General features: G+C 70.1%; 14 protein-coding genes. 3 read left to right on the top strand and 11 right to left on the bottom strand.

Annotated elements, in window-relative coordinates; all coding sequences use genetic code 11:
- Positions 1-211: 211 nt before the first annotated feature.
- Positions 212-889 carry a YitT family protein gene (locus ABTU82_RS10420; protein ID WP_116647689.1) on the bottom strand — a complete coding sequence of 226 codons (678 nt, stop codon included), beginning with the start codon at positions 887-889 and terminating at the stop codon, positions 212-214.
- Between the two features lie 151 nt (positions 890-1,040).
- Here ABTU82_RS10420 and ABTU82_RS10415 point away from each other — a divergent pair, with 151 nt between their 5' ends.
- On the top strand, positions 1,041-1,448 hold the full coding sequence (locus ABTU82_RS10415) for a transferase (protein ID WP_116647934.1): 408 nt from the start codon (positions 1,041-1,043) through the stop codon (positions 1,446-1,448).
- A 17-nt stretch (positions 1,449-1,465) separates the two neighbouring features.
- On the opposite strand, the gene ABTU82_RS10410 is transcribed toward ABTU82_RS10415, so the two are convergent.
- Positions 1,466-1,864 carry a DUF1304 domain-containing protein gene (locus ABTU82_RS10410; RefSeq protein WP_407173365.1) on the bottom strand — a complete coding sequence of 133 codons (399 nt, stop codon included), beginning with the start codon at positions 1,862-1,864 and terminating at the stop codon, positions 1,466-1,468.
- 33 nt (positions 1,865-1,897) lie between these two features.
- Between ABTU82_RS10410 and ABTU82_RS10405 the strand changes: the two genes are divergently transcribed.
- Together ABTU82_RS10405 and ABTU82_RS10400 are read left to right on the top strand one after the other, a co-directional pair.
- The gene (locus ABTU82_RS10405; RefSeq protein WP_407173364.1) at positions 1,898-2,632 is read left to right on the top strand and encodes a LysR substrate-binding domain-containing protein; all 735 of its coding nucleotides are present in this window, start codon (positions 1,898-1,900) and stop codon (positions 2,630-2,632) included.
- A 60-nt stretch (positions 2,633-2,692) separates the two neighbouring features.
- Entirely contained in the window at positions 2,693-3,427 is a 735-nt protein-coding gene (locus ABTU82_RS10400) for a glutamine amidotransferase-related protein (RefSeq protein WP_240606887.1), read from the top strand.
- Between the two features lie 6 nt (positions 3,428-3,433).
- Here ABTU82_RS10400 and ABTU82_RS10395 read toward each other — a convergent pair whose 3' ends face one another.
- The 9 genes from ABTU82_RS10395 to ABTU82_RS10355 form a co-directional block, all read right to left on the bottom strand.
- Positions 3,434-4,249, bottom strand: coding sequence for a tryptophan-rich sensory protein (locus ABTU82_RS10395; protein WP_407173362.1), 816 nt, complete (start codon positions 4,247-4,249; stop codon positions 3,434-3,436).
- Positions 4,250-4,312: 63 nt separating this feature from the next.
- Positions 4,313-5,356: an isopenicillin N synthase family dioxygenase gene (locus ABTU82_RS10390; RefSeq protein WP_407173361.1), complete on the bottom strand. Its 1,044-nt coding sequence runs from the start codon at positions 5,354-5,356 to the stop codon at positions 4,313-4,315.
- Between the two features lie 138 nt (positions 5,357-5,494).
- The gene (gene treZ, locus ABTU82_RS10385) at positions 5,495-7,231 is read right to left on the bottom strand and encodes a malto-oligosyltrehalose trehalohydrolase (RefSeq protein ID WP_407173360.1); all 1,737 of its coding nucleotides are present in this window, start codon (positions 7,229-7,231) and stop codon (positions 5,495-5,497) included.
- Positions 7,228-9,663 carry a malto-oligosyltrehalose synthase gene (treY, locus tag ABTU82_RS10380; protein WP_407173358.1) on the bottom strand — a complete coding sequence of 812 codons (2,436 nt, stop codon included), beginning with the start codon at positions 9,661-9,663 and terminating at the stop codon, positions 7,228-7,230. Before treY ends, treZ begins: the two co-directional genes overlap by 4 nt.
- Before the next feature lie 3 nt (positions 9,664-9,666).
- The gene (gene glgX / locus ABTU82_RS10375; protein ID WP_240606886.1) at positions 9,667-11,880 is read right to left on the bottom strand and encodes a glycogen debranching protein GlgX; all 2,214 of its coding nucleotides are present in this window, start codon (positions 11,878-11,880) and stop codon (positions 9,667-9,669) included.
- Between the two features lie 80 nt (positions 11,881-11,960).
- Complete coding sequence (locus ABTU82_RS10370) at positions 11,961-12,437, bottom strand: glutaminase (protein ID WP_407173357.1); 477 nt, start codon at positions 12,435-12,437, stop codon at positions 11,961-11,963.
- Positions 12,434-13,696: a cation:proton antiporter gene (locus ABTU82_RS10365; RefSeq protein ID WP_407173355.1), complete on the bottom strand. Its 1,263-nt coding sequence runs from the start codon at positions 13,694-13,696 to the stop codon at positions 12,434-12,436. Before ABTU82_RS10365 ends, ABTU82_RS10370 begins: the two co-directional genes overlap by 4 nt.
- Positions 13,697-13,705: 9 nt before the next feature.
- On the bottom strand, positions 13,706-14,596 hold the full coding sequence (locus tag ABTU82_RS10360; RefSeq protein WP_240606885.1) for a transposase: 891 nt from the start codon (positions 14,594-14,596) through the stop codon (positions 13,706-13,708).
- A 38-nt stretch (positions 14,597-14,634) separates the two neighbouring features.
- Positions 14,635-15,309, bottom strand: a complete 675-nt coding sequence (locus ABTU82_RS10355) for a GTP pyrophosphokinase (protein ID WP_116647931.1) — start codon at positions 15,307-15,309, stop codon at positions 14,635-14,637.
- Positions 15,310-15,382: the final 73 nt, after the last annotated feature.

Here is a 15,382-nt window from a genome sequence, read left to right as displayed (position 1 = left end):
CGTGCGCGCTTTCGTCGCCCGGTGCCTTCGCACGCGGATCCGCTCCGCTCCCCACACTCGCTCCCCTGCCGCATCCGGTGCGTTACACCCACAACTCGTGACAGGGGAGCGGTCTCTTTCTCGCTCCCCTGGCGCGAATGGCGAGTCGAGCCCACCGAATGCGACAGGGGAAGGCGCGAGCGTGGGGGAACGCGGGGGGGACGCGGGGGGGTCAGTGCCCGATGTACCGGCCGGGCCGGTGGTTCATCGCGAGCACGAGGTTCAGCACCACTGCGCCGCCGGCGCTGAGGAGCACGACCTCCCAGGGCAGCAGCGCGAACGACACCGCGATGATCGCCACGTCGAACACCATCTGCGTCCATCCGGCGCGGAACCCGGTCTTGTCCTGCACGATCAGCGCGATGATGTTGATCCCGCCGAGGCTGGCGCGATGGCGGAACAGGATCAGCAGGCCCACGCCCGCGAAGAGGTTCCCGGCGAGCACCCCGAAGACCGGCTCGACCCGATCGATGGGGAGCATCGCCGCATCCAGCACGGTGAAGCCCGAGACCAGGGCGATCGAGACCACGGTGCGGATCGTGAAGCTCAGCCCCTTCTTCCACAGCGCGAGCGCGGCGAAGGGGAGATTGACCAGCGCGTAGACGAGCCAGAACGGCAGCGGTGAGGCGTAGGTCACGAGGAGGGCGAGGCCTGCCGTACCTCCGGTGACCGCGTCGCTCGATGCGAGCAGGTACAAGCCGAAGGCCGCCGTGAACGTGCCGGTGAGGAGTCCGAGGACGTCTTCAGGGATGCTGTGGGCCGTCGCGCGGTCGTCGAAGACGAGCGTCGGGGTGGTCGAGGGCGGATCGGCATCGGGCGCGTCGTCGGGGGTGGTGTCGGCAGCGTTCATCACGGTCTCCGGGTAGGAGCCTCCATCGTCTCATCTCGACGTCGAGACATCCGGCGCGGTCGCGGCTCCGAAGAGAACATGCGGGGGAATGAATATCGAGAAGGTGCCGTTGCAACCACTGTCGGCACCGACGGTGCCGCCGGAGGGGATCGTGGGTAAAAACTACATCGACATCGAGAACGACCGTGGTGAGACGCTGCGCTACCGCAAGCACACCAACGGCCGAGGACTCATCGCGAACGGCGCCAAGGTGCACCCGACCGCGGTGGTCGAAGCGGGCGCGTACGTCGAACCGGGCGTGCAGATCGCCGCGGGCGCCGAAGTCGGGCGCGGCGCGTGGATCGAGAGCGACGCGGTGATCGGGCCGGAGGCTCGCATCGCCCCGCACGCACACATCGGTTCGGGCGCGGCCATCGGCGCGAAGGCGAAGATCGGCGTACGTGCGCACGTCGGCACGAACGCGCGCGTCGCGGTGGGCTCGCTCATCCGCGACGACGAGAACATCGCCGACGGCGACGCCGTGGCCACCGACCCGCGCGGGCTGCACCTCGCCGCCTGACGGCGAGGTCATCCGGATCAGGCGAGCAGGAAGAAGACGAACCCGATCAGCGGGAGCGTCCCCTGTGTGAGTGCGGGTACGAGGTTTTTCCGACCCGACGTCAGCAGCACGAGCGATGCGGCGACCATCGAGCCGAGGCTGAACAGCACCAGGGTGCGTCCGGCGACGTCCGCCACGGTGCCTGAGCCGTCCACCCAGAACAGCACGATGCCGATCGTGGCGCCGACCGCCAGGAACAGGTTGTAGAACCCCTGGTTGTAGGCCATCGGCTTCGTCGTGTCGGCGTCCTCCTGGCTCGCGACACCGAAACGCTGCCACACGCGAGGGCGCTGCCACTGCACGCTCTCGAGCAGGAAGATGTAGACGTGCAGCAGCGCGGCGAGCGCTGCGAACACGGTTGCGACGATGGCGACCATGGTCGAACCATAGCGCCCCGCTACGCTGTCGTCATGGCAGGCAACGGTGGGTCGCGCCGCCGTCCGGCTCCCCGGAGGGCCGCGTCCGGGGTGAAGAGGGCCCCCGGCGCGAAGAAGACCGTCGCGGCGAAGAAGAAGCCGCCCGCGCCGGGACCGGTTTCTCAGGCAGACGAGGCCCCGCGCACCTTCACCCTCGGCCTCGTCCCCGGGACGACGCCGGGGAAGTGGATCTCGGCGTGGCGGGAACGGATGCCGCGGGTCGAGCTCGCCCTCCTCCCCCTCGCTGTGGCTGATCAGCACGACGCCCTTCGCGAGCACCGCGTCGACGCCGCCCTGGTGCGCCTCCCGCTCGATGACGATGACCTCCACATCGTGCGGCTGTACGACGAGGTTCCGGTCGCGATCGTGCCGGCCGACTCGCACCTCACCGCGGCGGACGAGCTCGAGCTGGCCGACCTCGCCGGAGAGATCGTCATCGTGCCGGGCGACGACGTGCTCTCCGCCTCGGTGCCCGGAGCGGTCGCACCCGCCTTCGCGCCCCCGGCCGTGACCGAGCAGGCCGTGGAGACGGTGGCCGCCGGCGTCGGGGTCGTGCTCGTTCCGATGTCATTGGCGCGCCTGCACGCACGCAAAGACGTCGCCGCCCGGCCCGTGCGCGACGCACCGGTCTCCACCGTCGCCCTCGCGTGGCCTCGCGAAGCGACCACCGCCGACGTGGATGCCTTCGTCGGCATCGTCCGTGGTCGGACGGCGAACTCCTCACGGTGACCGTTTCGCCGCATGACAAGCCCGGTCATCGACGCGCAGCATCCGCTTTAGACTTCCCGGGTGCCCGCCCCGCTGCTCTATGTCTCGGCCCGGCCGCAGCGTGATGCGGCCGATGCCGAGTACGCGTCGTTCCTCTCGGGCATGCGGCTGGGCCCCGACGCCCTGGCTCGCCACGACCTCGTGCGCGAGGCACTGCCGGCCGATGCCTTCGAGCGGTTCAGCGGCTTCGTCGTCGGCGGCAGCCCATTCAACGTCACCGACCCCGCGTCGTCGAAGTCCGAGGCGCAGTTGCGGCTTGAATCCGACCTCGAGAAGATCGCCGCGGCTGCCGTCGAGTCGCGCACGGCGGCGCTGTTCACCTGCTACGGCATCGGCGTCGTCACGCGTCTGCTCGGAGGCTCCGTGACCCGCGAACACCCGGAGCCCACCGGCGCCACCACGATCGAACTCACCGCCGACGGCCGCACCGATGCGCTGCTGGGCGACCTGGCTCTGCGGTTCGCCGCTCTCACCGCGCACAAGGAGGGAGCCGCCGACGTGCCCCCGGGCGCCGTTCTCCTGGCGACGAACGATGGGTGCCCCGTGCAGGCCTATCGCGTCGGCGAGCGCCTCTACGCGACGCAGTTCCACCCCGAATCGACTCCCCTCGCGTTCACCGAGCGGATGGCCGTCTACCGCGACGGCGGCTACTTCCCCGCGAAGGACTACGACGCCATCGCGGCACGCGTGCTGCGGGTGTCCGTCACCGAACCGCCGCGCCTGCTCGAGGCGTTCGCCGATCGCTTCGCCGCCTGAGGCGGCTCAGTCGGTCGTCGGGCGGATCAGTCGCAGACCAGCGACGACCAGCGGCACGATCACCACGATCGCCGCGACGATCATGGCGGTCACCCCGATGACGGTGCTCGCCGGCTCGCCCCCCAGGCGGCCGATCCCGAGCCAGAACACTCCCCAGCCGATTGCGAAGGTCGGCGTCACGCGCCACCTGCTCGCGAAGGCGATGCCGAGCCCGATGGCCCCGACGACGATCAGCACGACGACGCCGAGAACATCGGCGGCCGTCGCCCACGACTCCGGCCCCGACTGGGTGAGCAGCGCCGCCGTGTTCGCGACGGTCGCCACCGTCACCCACCCGAGGTGCAGCCCGGTGACTCCGTCGAGGAGGATGGCGTCGATCGCTCCGTCGCCGCGGCTGCGAGTGAGCACCGCCCGCCGGAAGGTGACGGCCAACGCCACCAGCAGCGCGACGATCGCGACGACCGTCAGTGGCAGCGTCGCGTACTGGGCGACGACGAGCCAGACGCCGTTCAGCACCGCGGTGACGGCCACGAGCCACCCCAGGGCGCGCTGCCGGTCGTTCGTCCGCTGGCCGGGCGGCGCCTGCCAGATCGCGTAGGCGATCAGACCGATGTAGATGACCGACCATATCGAGAACGCGCTCGACGCCGGAGCCAGGTACGACGCATCCGAATCGAGCGCACCGCCCTGCAGATCCTGCACCGCGGTTCCGCCGAACAGGCCCACGCCGACCATCGCGGCGATGAGCATGAACGTGACGGCGGAGATCACCGCGATCTGTCGTACGAGGTCGGCGGGCTGACGGGTCGTCACGGTGCTCATGAAGAGAACACTAGATAATCTAGCGACTTTTCGGCAACAGGTTGACAGTCCGCCGACCTCGGTTCAGCGCCGACTGGCGAGCACGCGCGCCGATTCGCGCTCCGCGGCGGCGTTGCTCACGCCCGCCCGAGAACCGGCGAGCTTGGCGGCGATGTGGTCGCCCACGGTGACGGGGTCGTACAGGTCGGGATGCTGCGCATCGATGCACGACGGAAGCGTCTCGATCAGAGCGTCCACGTCGCCGTCGTGGAAGAACGCCACCGACCGGCGCCGCTCGATCGTGCCGTCGATCACGGGCGGCTTCACCCGGTGCAGCGTCGACATCCACCGCTCGTTCGTCCAGCGCGCCGTGACGTCGCCCAGGTTGATGAGCAGGGCGCCGTCTGCCGGCGCCACGTCGTTCCAGGATCCGTCCGATCCGAGCACCTGCAGTCCGCGCACGCGATCCGCCCACAGGATCGTGACGATCCCGTAGTCGGTGTGCTCCCCCATCCCGACGAGGTCGCCGTCCAGGGTGACGTCGGTTCCGCGCGGCAGGGCGTAGTTGTTCATGCGCATCACGTCGAGGGAATGGCCCGTGCGCGCGGCGAAGAAGTCGGCGGGCAGGTCCAACGCGTCGGCGAAGATGCGCGTCATGACTCGCGCGACCCGAGCGGCCTCGGCGAAGTACATCGAGACCCCCGCCTCGAAGCCGTCGACGGCGGGCCAGACGTTGTCGGCGTAGTCGGGCTGCGGGAGGCCGGGCGAGTCGGGGTAGCTCTCCTGCGTGGCCCCGACGTTGAAGGCCTCGAAGAAGTCGTTCATGCGGTTGGCCGACTCGACCCCCAGCGAGAGGCTGAGCGATTCGGACTTCGGCGGGCTGTATCCGCGGTTGATCTGCGGCGGCGTGCGGTACCGCTTCTTCTCCTCGAGGTCGAGCGCGAAGAACGCGTCGATCGCCCCGGTCAACCCGTCGATCACGGCCTCGGGGATGCCGTGGCCGGTGATCTGGATGAATCCGACCGTGCGGCACGCGTCGTCGATACGGCGCGCCACCTCGGATCGGGCCTCGGGGGAACCGTCGCCGACGTACGGCGCGATGTCGACGAGTGGGACGTGGAAGGTCATGGCAACTCCTCTGTCGGAGGCCGCCGGTCGGCGGCCGGGTCAGGCAGCCGCTTCACGCTTTCCCCACCCGGACGGGTGCTCTGCTTTCATGAGCGTCCCGCTCACCGTACCCGGTGCGCGTTTCACCCGCGTTACGCCTCAGAGCGCGGGTCCGACGATCACCGCCGTCTCGGCCGGGAGGGTGACGCGCCCGCCGTCGAGCGACACCGCAGCATCCGTGGCGAGGAGCACGACGACGTCGGAGTCGACGTCGAAGACCGCGGGCTCGGCCGACAGGTTGGCGAGCACGGCGACGGCACCCGACCACAGGCCGTACACCCGGCCGCCGGGCGCCTCGGTCGCTCCGGCCGCCCGGTCGGCGAACGTCGGATCGGTGAGCTCCGGAAGCTCCCGGCGCAGGTGCGCGAGGTCGCGGTAGAGCTGCAGCAGGCGGGCGTGATCGCCGTCGGACGCCTCGCTCCAGTCGAGCTTCGATCGCTCGAATGTCGCGGGATCCTGCGGGTCGGGAACCGTCGCCGGGTCCCACCCCATCTTCGCGAACTCCTCGATGCGCCCCTTGGCCGTCGCCTCGCCGAGCTCGGGCTCGGGGTGCGAGGTGAAGAACTGCCACGGGGTGGTGGCCCCCCACTCCTCGCCCATGAACAGCATCGGCGTACCGGGCGCGGTGAGCGTCAGCACGGCGGTGACCGCGAGGCGTCCGTACGACAGGGTCTGCGAGAGCCGGTCGCCGGCTGCACGGTTGCCGATCTGATCGTGGTCCTGGGCGAACGTCACCAGGCGCCACGTCGGTACGGCATCGGGGATCGGGAAGCCGTGGTCTTCGCCGCGGAACGACGAGAACGTGCCGTTGTGGAAGAACCCCTCGGTCGTGACCTTGCCGAACGCGCCGAGGTCGGCGAAGTCTTCGTAGTAGCCGACCGTCTCGCCGCTGACGGCGACATGCACGGCGTGGTGCCAGTCGTCTGACCACTGCGCCGTGAGGCCGTAGCCGCCCGCTTCGCGCGGGAGGATCAGCGTCGGGTCGTTGAGGTCCGACTCGGCGATGAGGGTGAGCGGGCGTTGGAGGTGGGCCGAGAGGGCGTCGGATGCTTCGGCGAGCTCCTGCAGGATGTGCACGGGGCGCTCGTCGTGGAGGGCGTGCACGGCGTCGAGGCGCAGACCGTCGACGTGGTAGTCGCGCAGCCACATCAGCGCGTTGTCGACGATGTAGTCGCGGACGGCGTCCTCGTCGAGGTTCACCGAGTCGCCCCAGGTGTTGCGGCTTCCCTCGCGGAGGTAGGGACCGTACTCGGGGAGGTAGTTCCCGCTCGGACCCAGGTGGTTGTAGACGACGTCCTGGATCACGGCGAGGCCCGCCGCGTGCGCGGCGTCGACGAACCGCTGGTAGGCCGCGGGCCCGCCATAGGCCTCATGCACCGTGTACCAGAGCACTCCGTCGTAGCCCCAGTTCCACACGCCGTTGAAACCGTTCACCGGCAGCAGCTCGATGTGGGTGACACCGAGCTCTACGAGGTGGTCGAGCTTGCCGACCGCAGCATCCAGGGTGCCCTCCGGCGTGAAGGTGCCCAGGTGCAGTTCGTAGATCACGCCGCCCGCGAGCGGGCGGCCGGTCCACGCGGAGTCCTGCCATTCGTGCGCCGACGGGTCGAAGGAGGCGGATACGTCGTGCACCCCGCGCGGCTGGCGACGCGATCGGGGATCGGGGCGCAGGTCGTCGGACTCGTCGAGCACGAACCCGTACTCCTCGCCGTCGGCGAGCGCGATGTCGGCGCTCCACCAGCCGCCGTCACGCACGGCGAGGTCGAGATCGGGCTGCTGACCGGGGCGGCGCAGCCGGACGCGTCGCGCCTTCGGCGCCCAGACGTCGATCGTCATGATTCTTCCTCCGAGACGAGCAGGGCAACGGGGTAGGTCGAGAGGAGGTCGGCGACGAGGATCTCCGATCCCTCGTACCGCCGACCGGTGAAGACGTCGACGGAGGTGCCGGGGCGGCGCAGGAGCACAGTGTCGCCCCATCCACCGCGCTCCTGGAGACCGACCGGCAGGCGCGTGGCGATGGCGAGCGCTCCGCCGCGGTCGAACGCGATCGCGTGCGCGGCGGCCTCGCCGACCACCGTGGCCGGCAGATACGCCGAGAACAGCTCGGGGCGGTCGCGCCGTGCGCGCAGGGCCCGCGAGGTGACGAGCACCTTGGCCTCACCCGTCGCGTCGACCGGAGGGACGTCGCCGCGGGCGAACCCGGCGTCGATGGCCGCGAGCGTCGCCGTCCGCGCGGCGAAATCGATCGGACGGCGGTTGTCGGGGTCGACGAGCGACTGCTCCCACGACTCCGATCCCTGGTACACGTCGGGGACGCCGGGGCCGGCCAGCTGCAGCAGCTTCTGCGACAGCGCGTTGGTCCAGCCGAACGGCTCGATCTCGGCGACGAAGGCCGCCACGCGTGCCGCGGCGGCGCCGGTGGCGGCATCGACGAGAGCGTGCATGCGCTTCTCGAACGCCTCGTTGGGCTCCCACCACCCCGTGGCGTCCGCGGCCTCGCGCGCGGCCTTCTCGGCGTAGGCGTGGAGGCGCTCGGCGAAGTCCTCGGGGAGCGGGGCCGAGGCCGTGGGCCACGCGCCGACGATCGCCTGCCAGAGGAGTGTGTCGAACGGCCCGTGACCGGTGGAGGCGATCCCGCGGAACTCTTCGAGCGCGGCTTCCCACCGATCGGGTATCTCGGCGAGCACGGTGAGGCGGGCGCGCACGTCTTCGCCGCGCTTCGTGTCGTGTGTCGACAGCGCCGTCATGGCGCGGGGCCACGATGCCTGACGCGCCGCCTGCGCGACGTGGAAGTCGGCGACGGGGAGGGCGAACTCCGACGGATCCCCGCCGACCTCGGTGAGGGCACCGAGCCGGTTGTAGCGGTAGAACGCCGTGTCTTCCACGCCCTTGGCCATCACGGGCCCGGTGGTCTGCTGGAACCGTCGCGACACCTCGTGCGCGGGGTCGGCGAGCACGGGCACGAGCGCGGCTATCGCGTCGAAGAGCTCGAGACGACGATCGGATGCTTCCACCGCCGCGCGATCGAGCTCCTCCCGGCCCGCGGGGAGGTAGGAGCGATAGACCGGGAAGCACACGAGCAGTTCGGCGAGCGCATCGTGCAGCACCTCGTCGGTGAAGTCCGAGGCGACATCGGGCGCGGCCGGGCGGAGGCCTCGGACGAGCCGACGGATCTCGGCGATCTGAATCGTCTCGGCGATCATCCGCTTGGTGTCGTGGATGAGGTCGTGCCAGTCCTGGGCGGGGAGCGTTCCGGTTTCGGTACGCAGCCGCACGTCGAGGGCGTCGAGGGGCGCCTCGCCGTCGGGGTCGACGAGCACACGGCCGAACTCGGCCAGCGCGTCGTACCCGGTCGTGCCATCGGTCTCCCACCACGACGGAAGCAGCTCGCCGTGCTCGAGGATCTTCTCGATCAGCACGTACGACCCGCGACCCGTGGATCGCAGCGCCGCGCCGAGCTGCTCGAGGTAGCCACCCGGATCGAGCAGCCCGTCGGGGTGATCGACGCGCAGACCGTCGGCGAGTCCCTCGGAGATCCAGCGCAGGATCTCGGCGTGGGTGTCGGCGAACACCTCGGGGATCTCGACCCGCACACCGGCGAGCGTCGTCACGGCGAAGAAGCGGCGGTAGTTGAGCTCGGCCGCTTCGTCCTTCCAGAAGCGCAGCTCGTAGTGCTGACGGTCGTGCACGGTGCGGGCGTCGACGTCGCCGGAGGCGCGCTCGACCTCGGTCACCGAACCCGGGGCCAGCGGGAACACGTGGTCGAAGTAGCGGAGCACTCCGTCGGGCGCATCGGGGGCGGGTTCGAGGTCGACGCTCAGCTCGCCCGCCGCGGTGACCTCGTCGAGCGACGCGCCGAGAACGGGCACGCGCACGCGCCCGTCGCCGAACTCCCAGTCGATGTCGAACGCGTCGGCGCGGGTGGAGGCCCGGCCCTGACGCAGCACGTCCCACCACCACGGGTTCTCTCGCGGCTCGGCGACCCCCATGTGGTTCGGCACGATGTCGATCAGGATGCCGAGGCCGTCGGCGCGGGCCGCGGCCGCGAAGCGGTCGAGACCCTCAGCGCCTCCGCGGTCGGGATCGATCCGGGTGACGTCGACGACGTCGTAGCCGTGGTCGGAACCCGGCGTCGCCGTCAGGATCGGCGACAGGTACGCCCACGAGACCCCCAGATCGCGGAGGTAGCCGGTGACGGCGGCCGCAGCATCCAGATCGAAACCCTTGCGGATCTGCAGACGGTAGGTCGACAGCGGATGCGCGGCCACCGGTCAGAGCTCCGACTTCGGCGCTTTGCCGGGCAGGTCGTCGGGGCCCGAGCTCGCGGCATTGGCCGTGAGCGACGCCGCCACCGAGTGATCGACCTCGGGGTCGGGCAGATCGTGCTCGCACAGCACCATGATCGACTTGGCGGCGATCGGCAGGATCGACCCGGGCTCGATCGGGTCGGTGTTCGCCCGCTCACCCGCGGTGTCGACCATGACGTCCCACTCGGGGCTGTACTTCACGTCGGGCACCTGGAAGTCGACGGACTCGTCACCGGCGTTGAAAAGCACGATGAAGTGCCGGTCGGTGATCTGCTCGCCGCGTCGGTCGCGCTCGCGGATGCCGCGGCCGTTGAGGAAGACACCGATCGCCCGTCCGAAGCCGGAGTCCCAGTCGTCGGGCTCCATCACCGAACCGTCGGGACGCAGCCACACCACATCGGGTACGGGAGCGCCCTCCTCCATCTTCACCGGGCGGCCGTCGAAGAACCGACTGCGACGGAAGATCGGGTGCTCCTTGCGCAACCGCGCGAGGGCGGCGGTGAACTCGATGAGCGGGTGATCGGCGGTAGACCAGTCGACCCACGTGATCTCGTTGTCCTGCGCGTAGCCGTTGTTGTTGCCGCCCTGGGTGCGGCCGAGCTCGTCGCCGTGCAGCAGCATCGGCACGCCCTGCGAGAGCATGAGCGTGGCGATGAAGTTGCGCTGCTGACGGGCGCGCATGGTCAGGACGTCGGGATCGTCGGTCGGACCTTCCACGCCGAGGTTGTTCGAGCGGTTGTGCGATTCCCCGTCGTTGTTGTCCTCGCCGTTGGCCTCGTTGTGCTTCTCGTTGTACGACACGAGGTCGCGGATCGTGAAGCCGTCGTGCGCCGTGACGAAGTTGATGGAGGCGACCGGACGCCGACCGGAGTGCTCGTACAGGTCGGCCGAGCCGGTCAGGCGCGACGCGAACTCGCCGAGGGCCTGGGGCTCGCCGCGCCAGAAGTCGCGGACCGTGTCGCGGTACTTTCCGTTCCACTCCGTCCACTGGGGCGGGAAGTTGCCGACCTGGTAGCCGCCGGGGCCGATGTCCCAGGGCTCGGCGATGAGCTTGACCTGCGAGACCACCGGGTCCTGCTGCACGAGCTCGAAGAACGCCGACAGCCGGTCGACCTCGTAGAACTCGCGAGCGAGAGTGGAGGCGAGGTCGAAGCGGAAACCGTCGACGTGCATGTCGAGCACCCAGTAGCGCAGGGAGTCCATGATCAGCTGCAGCGTGTGGGGGTTGCCCACGTTCATGCTGTTGCCGGTGCCGGTGTAGTCGGTGTAGTAGCGCTTGTCGTCGTCTTCGAGACGGTAGTAGGCCTCGTTGTCGATGCCGCGCATCGACAACATCGGGCCCATGTGGTTGCCCTCGGCGGTGTGGTTGTAGACCACGTCGAGGATGACCTCGATGTTCGCCTCGTGGAGGGCGCGCACCATGCCCTTGAACTCCTGCACCTGCTGCCCGTGGTGGCCCGCGGAGGCGTAGCTGTTCTGCGGCGCGAAGAACGCGATGGTGTTGTAGCCCCAATAGTTCGACAGCCCCTTCTCCTGAAGGGTCGAGTCGTTGACGAACTGATGCACCGGCATGAGTTCGATGGCCGTGACGCCGAGCTTGGTGAGGTGGTCGATCACGGCGGGGTGGGCGATGCCGCTGTAGGTGCCGCGGAGTTCTTCGGGCACGAGGTCGTAGAGCTGAGTGAGGCCCTTCACATGCGCCTCGTAGATGAACGACTCGGCGTACGGCGTCTTCGGCTGGCGGTCGCCCGACCAGTCGAAGAACGGGTTGATGACGACGCCCTTCATCATGTCGGCGGCCGAATCCTCGTCGTTGCGCGAGTCGGGATCGCCGAAGTTGTAGGAGAAGACCGACTGGCCCCAGCGGATGTCGCCGTCGACGGCCTTCGCGTACGGGTCGAGCAGCAGCTTGTTCGGGTTGAACCGCTGGCCGTTCGCCGGGTCGTACGGGCCGTGCACGCGATAGCCGTAGTGCTGCCCGGGCTGCACGTTCGGCAGGTAGGCATGCCAGACGTACGCATCCACGTCTACGAGTTCGATGCGGGTCTCATGCCCCCGCTCGCCGAAGAGGCAGAGCTCTACGCGTTCCGCCCCTTCGCTGAACAGGGCGAAGTTCGTCCCGTTGCCGTCAAAGGTCGCTCCAAGGGGATAACTGGATCCCGGCCATACCTGCTGCACGTGGCTAAAGATAGCCGAGGGATGCGACCCTGCCACTGCCGGGGCGGGCCGTTGACGGGACGGGGGTCGTCGAGTAGGCATCAGGCGCGCTCGGGCGGATGCTGCAGCAGCTCGATGCGTTCGTGGAGGTAGCGCTCGAGCGGCATGAAGCCGCCGGTCGCGCTCCAGCGCACCATCGGCTGCCCGTCGACGACGGCGACGGGCGAACTCGCAGCATCCAGGTCGTCGACATCGATGAGGCGCCAGCCGACGTGCACGGTGCTCCCCTCGCCGAAACCACCGCGGAACGCCGCGGCGGCGAGCGCCGCGCGCTCGCGTTGCGACTCGGCCGTGTACCCGCGGCGGGCCTCCTCCCGGGCCCGCACGATCTGACCGGTCGCGGCGAGATGCTCGTCGGCGAGGAGCAGCACGCCGAGGTGCCACGCCTCCCCCGCCGGCACGATGCGCGGGGCGCGGGCGATGCCGAGGATCGGCCGCGGGGCCTTCAGCTCGCCGAGGGCCTCCTTCGGCGCACCGTCGAGACGGCGGCGAGCGGCATGCAGGATGTCGGCGATCACCGGCCGCCCTCCTCGTCGGCGTCGTCGGCGCGGCGGGTGCGCGTGGCGGGACGGGCGGCGAGCACGACGGGGTCGAACGCGGGCTTCGTCACGACCGATCGGTCTCCGCGGATCGCCATGCCGAGGAAGGGGTAGAGCAGAACCGACAGCATCGCGGCTCCGACGAGAGCTGCGGCCGTACCCGCATCCAGGGTCCCGTCGGCCACGCCGATGCCGGTGACGGCGACCACGATGGGAAGGGCCGTGGCCCCCAGCATCCCGAGCGCGACACGATCACGCTGCGAGGAGCCGGCGGGCGCGACGAACGAGGCCGGGATGCCCCTCACGACGAGGAGGGCGACGAGGAACAGCGGGACCAGGGCGATCGTGCGCGGCGAGGACACCATCGCCTGCAGGTCGAAGGTGATGCCGGTGTACAGGAAGAAGACCGGCACCAGGAATCCGAAGGCCACGGCCTCCACCTTGCTGTCGACCGCCTCGCGCAACGGCGGACGGGCGTTGCGCATGACGAGTTTCCACAGGACGCCTGCGACGAAGGCGCCGAGGAGCATGTCGAGCTGCAGCGCGATACTCAGCGCGACGAGCGCGCCGACGATGAGGAAGACGATCCGCACGGCCATCTGCCCCGATGTGTGGAGGGTGGCGTTCACGAGACGGTGGATGCGTCCGTGCTCGAAGCGCGCGGCGACGAAGACCGCCCCCGCCGCGACGACGACGAAGACGCCCAGCACGATCGACGCGGCGCCGACGTCGCGCGTGCCGAGGAAGAGCGAGATCGCGACCAGCGGACCGAACTCTCCCACGGCCCCCACCGCGGTGACCGCGCGCCCCCAGGGAGTGCCGAGCTCCCCGGCATCGCGGAGGATCGGCATGAGCGCGCCGAGCGCGGTCGACGCCAGTGCGATCCCGATGAAGACGGCGGGTTCGCCGGGCGCGACGAGCCACCCGACACCGAGGCCCGCCGCCAGGCTCAGCACCCATCCCGCACCGGCGCGTGCCCCCGACCGTCCGCGGAGGGCGGCGAAGTCGATCTCGTTCCCGGCCATGAAGAAGAGCATGGCGAGGCCGAACGACGCGAAGATGCCCACGATGTCGGAGGGCGCGATCCACCCGAGCACGCTCGGTCCGACGATGATGCCGAGGGCCAGTTCGAACACGACGATGGGTACGCGCACCCATCGGCCGAGACCCCGTGCGGCGAGCGGGGCGAGCACCGCGAGCAGCGGGAGGAGGAAGAATCCCGCGTCGAGGAGCGCCATGGGCACACCTTAGCGAGGGCGCGAGCGCCGGACACGTGTTCCGTCCGCGTCGGGAACGGCCGCTGCCGCCCGCTCGGCCTCCTTCGCGGCCTTCTTCGAGCGCTCCAGGAGCCGGGCGTGCTCTTCGTCGATGCGGGCGACCTCCTCGTCGGCGGCCCGTGCGTCCTCGGTCATCCGCGCCAGTTCGCCGCGCAGATCCTCCACGCGCTCGTGCAGGCGGTCGGCTCGCTCGCGCCGCTTCGCCCGGCGCTCCTGCGCCCGCGCGAGCTCGCGGTCGGCGTCGGCGGCGGCGCGCTGCGCCTCTCGCGCGGCAGCCTCCGCGGCCTTGCGCCGCCGGCGCTCGGCGAGGTCGTCGCGCGAGCGCGCCGGAGCCGCGGGCGCGAGGCCCGGCACCGATCCTGCGACCAGGTCGTCGGGCGGCGACGCCCCGCCGAACCCGTTCGCCTCGAGGGTGCGCACGAGCCGGCCCGTCAGCACGACGGCCGCGGCGGCAGCATCCACCACCGCTGCGTTCACCGTCTTCTCCACGTCATCGCGCGCGGCCGGGCTGAGGGTCGTCCCGGCGTCGCCGGCGAGCTCGGCCGCGCGCCGGGCGAGCCCTGCGACGAGCGCCCGCCGCTGCTTCCCGAGGCGGGCGAGTTCTGCGGCGTCGAGGTCGTCCTGTGCCTCGCGCAGCGCCTGCGAGAGCTCGACCGCCTGCCCCAGCTGGCCGTCGCGGACGAGGAGGTTCACCGCCCACGCGGCGACCGTGGGCTTGCGCAGGGCCTTGATCTGCGCGGCCAGCGGGCCGGTGGCAGCGGCCGCCCGCGCGTTGCGCGCGGAGGTGAACTCGCCGGGCGTGACGGCGTAGAGGTCATCGGCGACCGCGTCGACGTCGCCGGGCGCGGCGGTGCTCACCATGCCCCCATTGTGCGCCCACCCGGCCCGGGCCGGCCGGGTCAGATCGAGACGACCCCGGGTGCGCCGCCGCGGATCTCACGATGCAGCCGCTCCATGCGCTGGTCGAGCTCGGCGGCTGTGTCGGCAGCATCCTTGAGTCCGGCGAGCAGTTCGTCGGGCACGAGGCGGTCGTACTTGTAGTAGATCTTGTGCTCGAGGCTCGCCCAGAAATCCATCGCGATCGTGCGGAACTGCACCTCCACCGGAACGTCGACGCGGCCCGTCGACAGGAAGACCGGCACCGTGACGATCGCGTGCAGGCTCTTGTATCCGTTGGGTTTGGGCTCTGCGATGTAGTCCTTGACGCTGATGACCGTGATGTCGTCCTGCTGCGTGAGGAGATCGAACAACCGGTAGGCGTCGGTGGTGAAGCTGCACGTGATGCGCACGCCGGCGATGTCGGTGATCGATGCGCGGATGCTCTCGAAATCGGCGTCGACGCCCTTTCGCCGCACCTTCTCCGCCAGGCTGTCGGGCGACTTCACGCGGCCCGAGACGTGCTCGATCGGGTTGTAGTCGTGCACCTCCTCGAACTCCTCGCGGAGGATCGAGATCTTCGTCTCGATCTCCTGGAGTCCGAAGCGGTACTCCATGAGGAAGCGCTGGAACTCGTCGCGCATCGCGCGCAGAGCCGTGGCCGAGACGGTGATCTGCTGCTCGTCGCGCTCGGGCATGGTCTCCACGGTATCGATGAGGGCTACGAGGGGGCTGTGAGATGCGTCCACCGCCGAGGGTGCCCGTTTCGGC

Source organism: Microbacterium deferens (assembly GCF_045517775.1).
Taxonomy (GTDB): Bacteria; Actinomycetota; Actinomycetes; order Actinomycetales; family Microbacteriaceae; genus Microbacterium.
Note: the sequence above shows the minus strand (reverse complement) of the source record. Positions and strands in the feature narration are given on the sequence as shown.

What these genes read in the sequence shown, in the direction of transcription:
- ABTU82_RS10420 (WP_116647689.1), bottom strand. Translation starts at nt 889, where the DNA reads ATGAACGCTGCCGACACCACCCCCGACGACGCGCCCGATGCCGATCCG.
- ABTU82_RS10410 (WP_407173365.1), bottom strand. Translation starts at nt 1,864, where the DNA reads ATGGTCGCCATCGTCGCAACCGTGTTCGCAGCGCTCGCCGCGCTGCTG.
- ABTU82_RS10405 (WP_407173364.1), top strand. Translation starts at nt 1,898, where the DNA reads ATGGCAGGCAACGGTGGGTCGCGCCGCCGTCCGGCTCCCCGGAGGGCC.
- ABTU82_RS10395 (WP_407173362.1), bottom strand. Translation starts at nt 4,249, where the DNA reads ATGAGCACCGTGACGACCCGTCAGCCCGCCGACCTCGTACGACAGATC.
- ABTU82_RS10390 (WP_407173361.1), bottom strand. Translation starts at nt 5,356, where the DNA reads ATGACCTTCCACGTCCCACTCGTCGACATCGCGCCGTACGTCGGCGAC.
- treZ (WP_407173360.1), bottom strand. Translation starts at nt 7,231, where the DNA reads ATGACGATCGACGTCTGGGCGCCGAAGGCGCGACGCGTCCGGCTGCGC.
- ABTU82_RS10365 (WP_407173355.1), bottom strand. Translation starts at nt 13,696, where the DNA reads ATGGCGCTCCTCGACGCGGGATTCTTCCTCCTCCCGCTGCTCGCGGTG.
- ABTU82_RS10360 (WP_240606885.1), bottom strand. Translation starts at nt 14,596, where the DNA reads ATGGTGAGCACCGCCGCGCCCGGCGACGTCGACGCGGTCGCCGATGAC.
- ABTU82_RS10355 (WP_116647931.1), bottom strand. Translation starts at nt 15,309, where the DNA reads ATGCCCGAGCGCGACGAGCAGCAGATCACCGTCTCGGCCACGGCTCTG.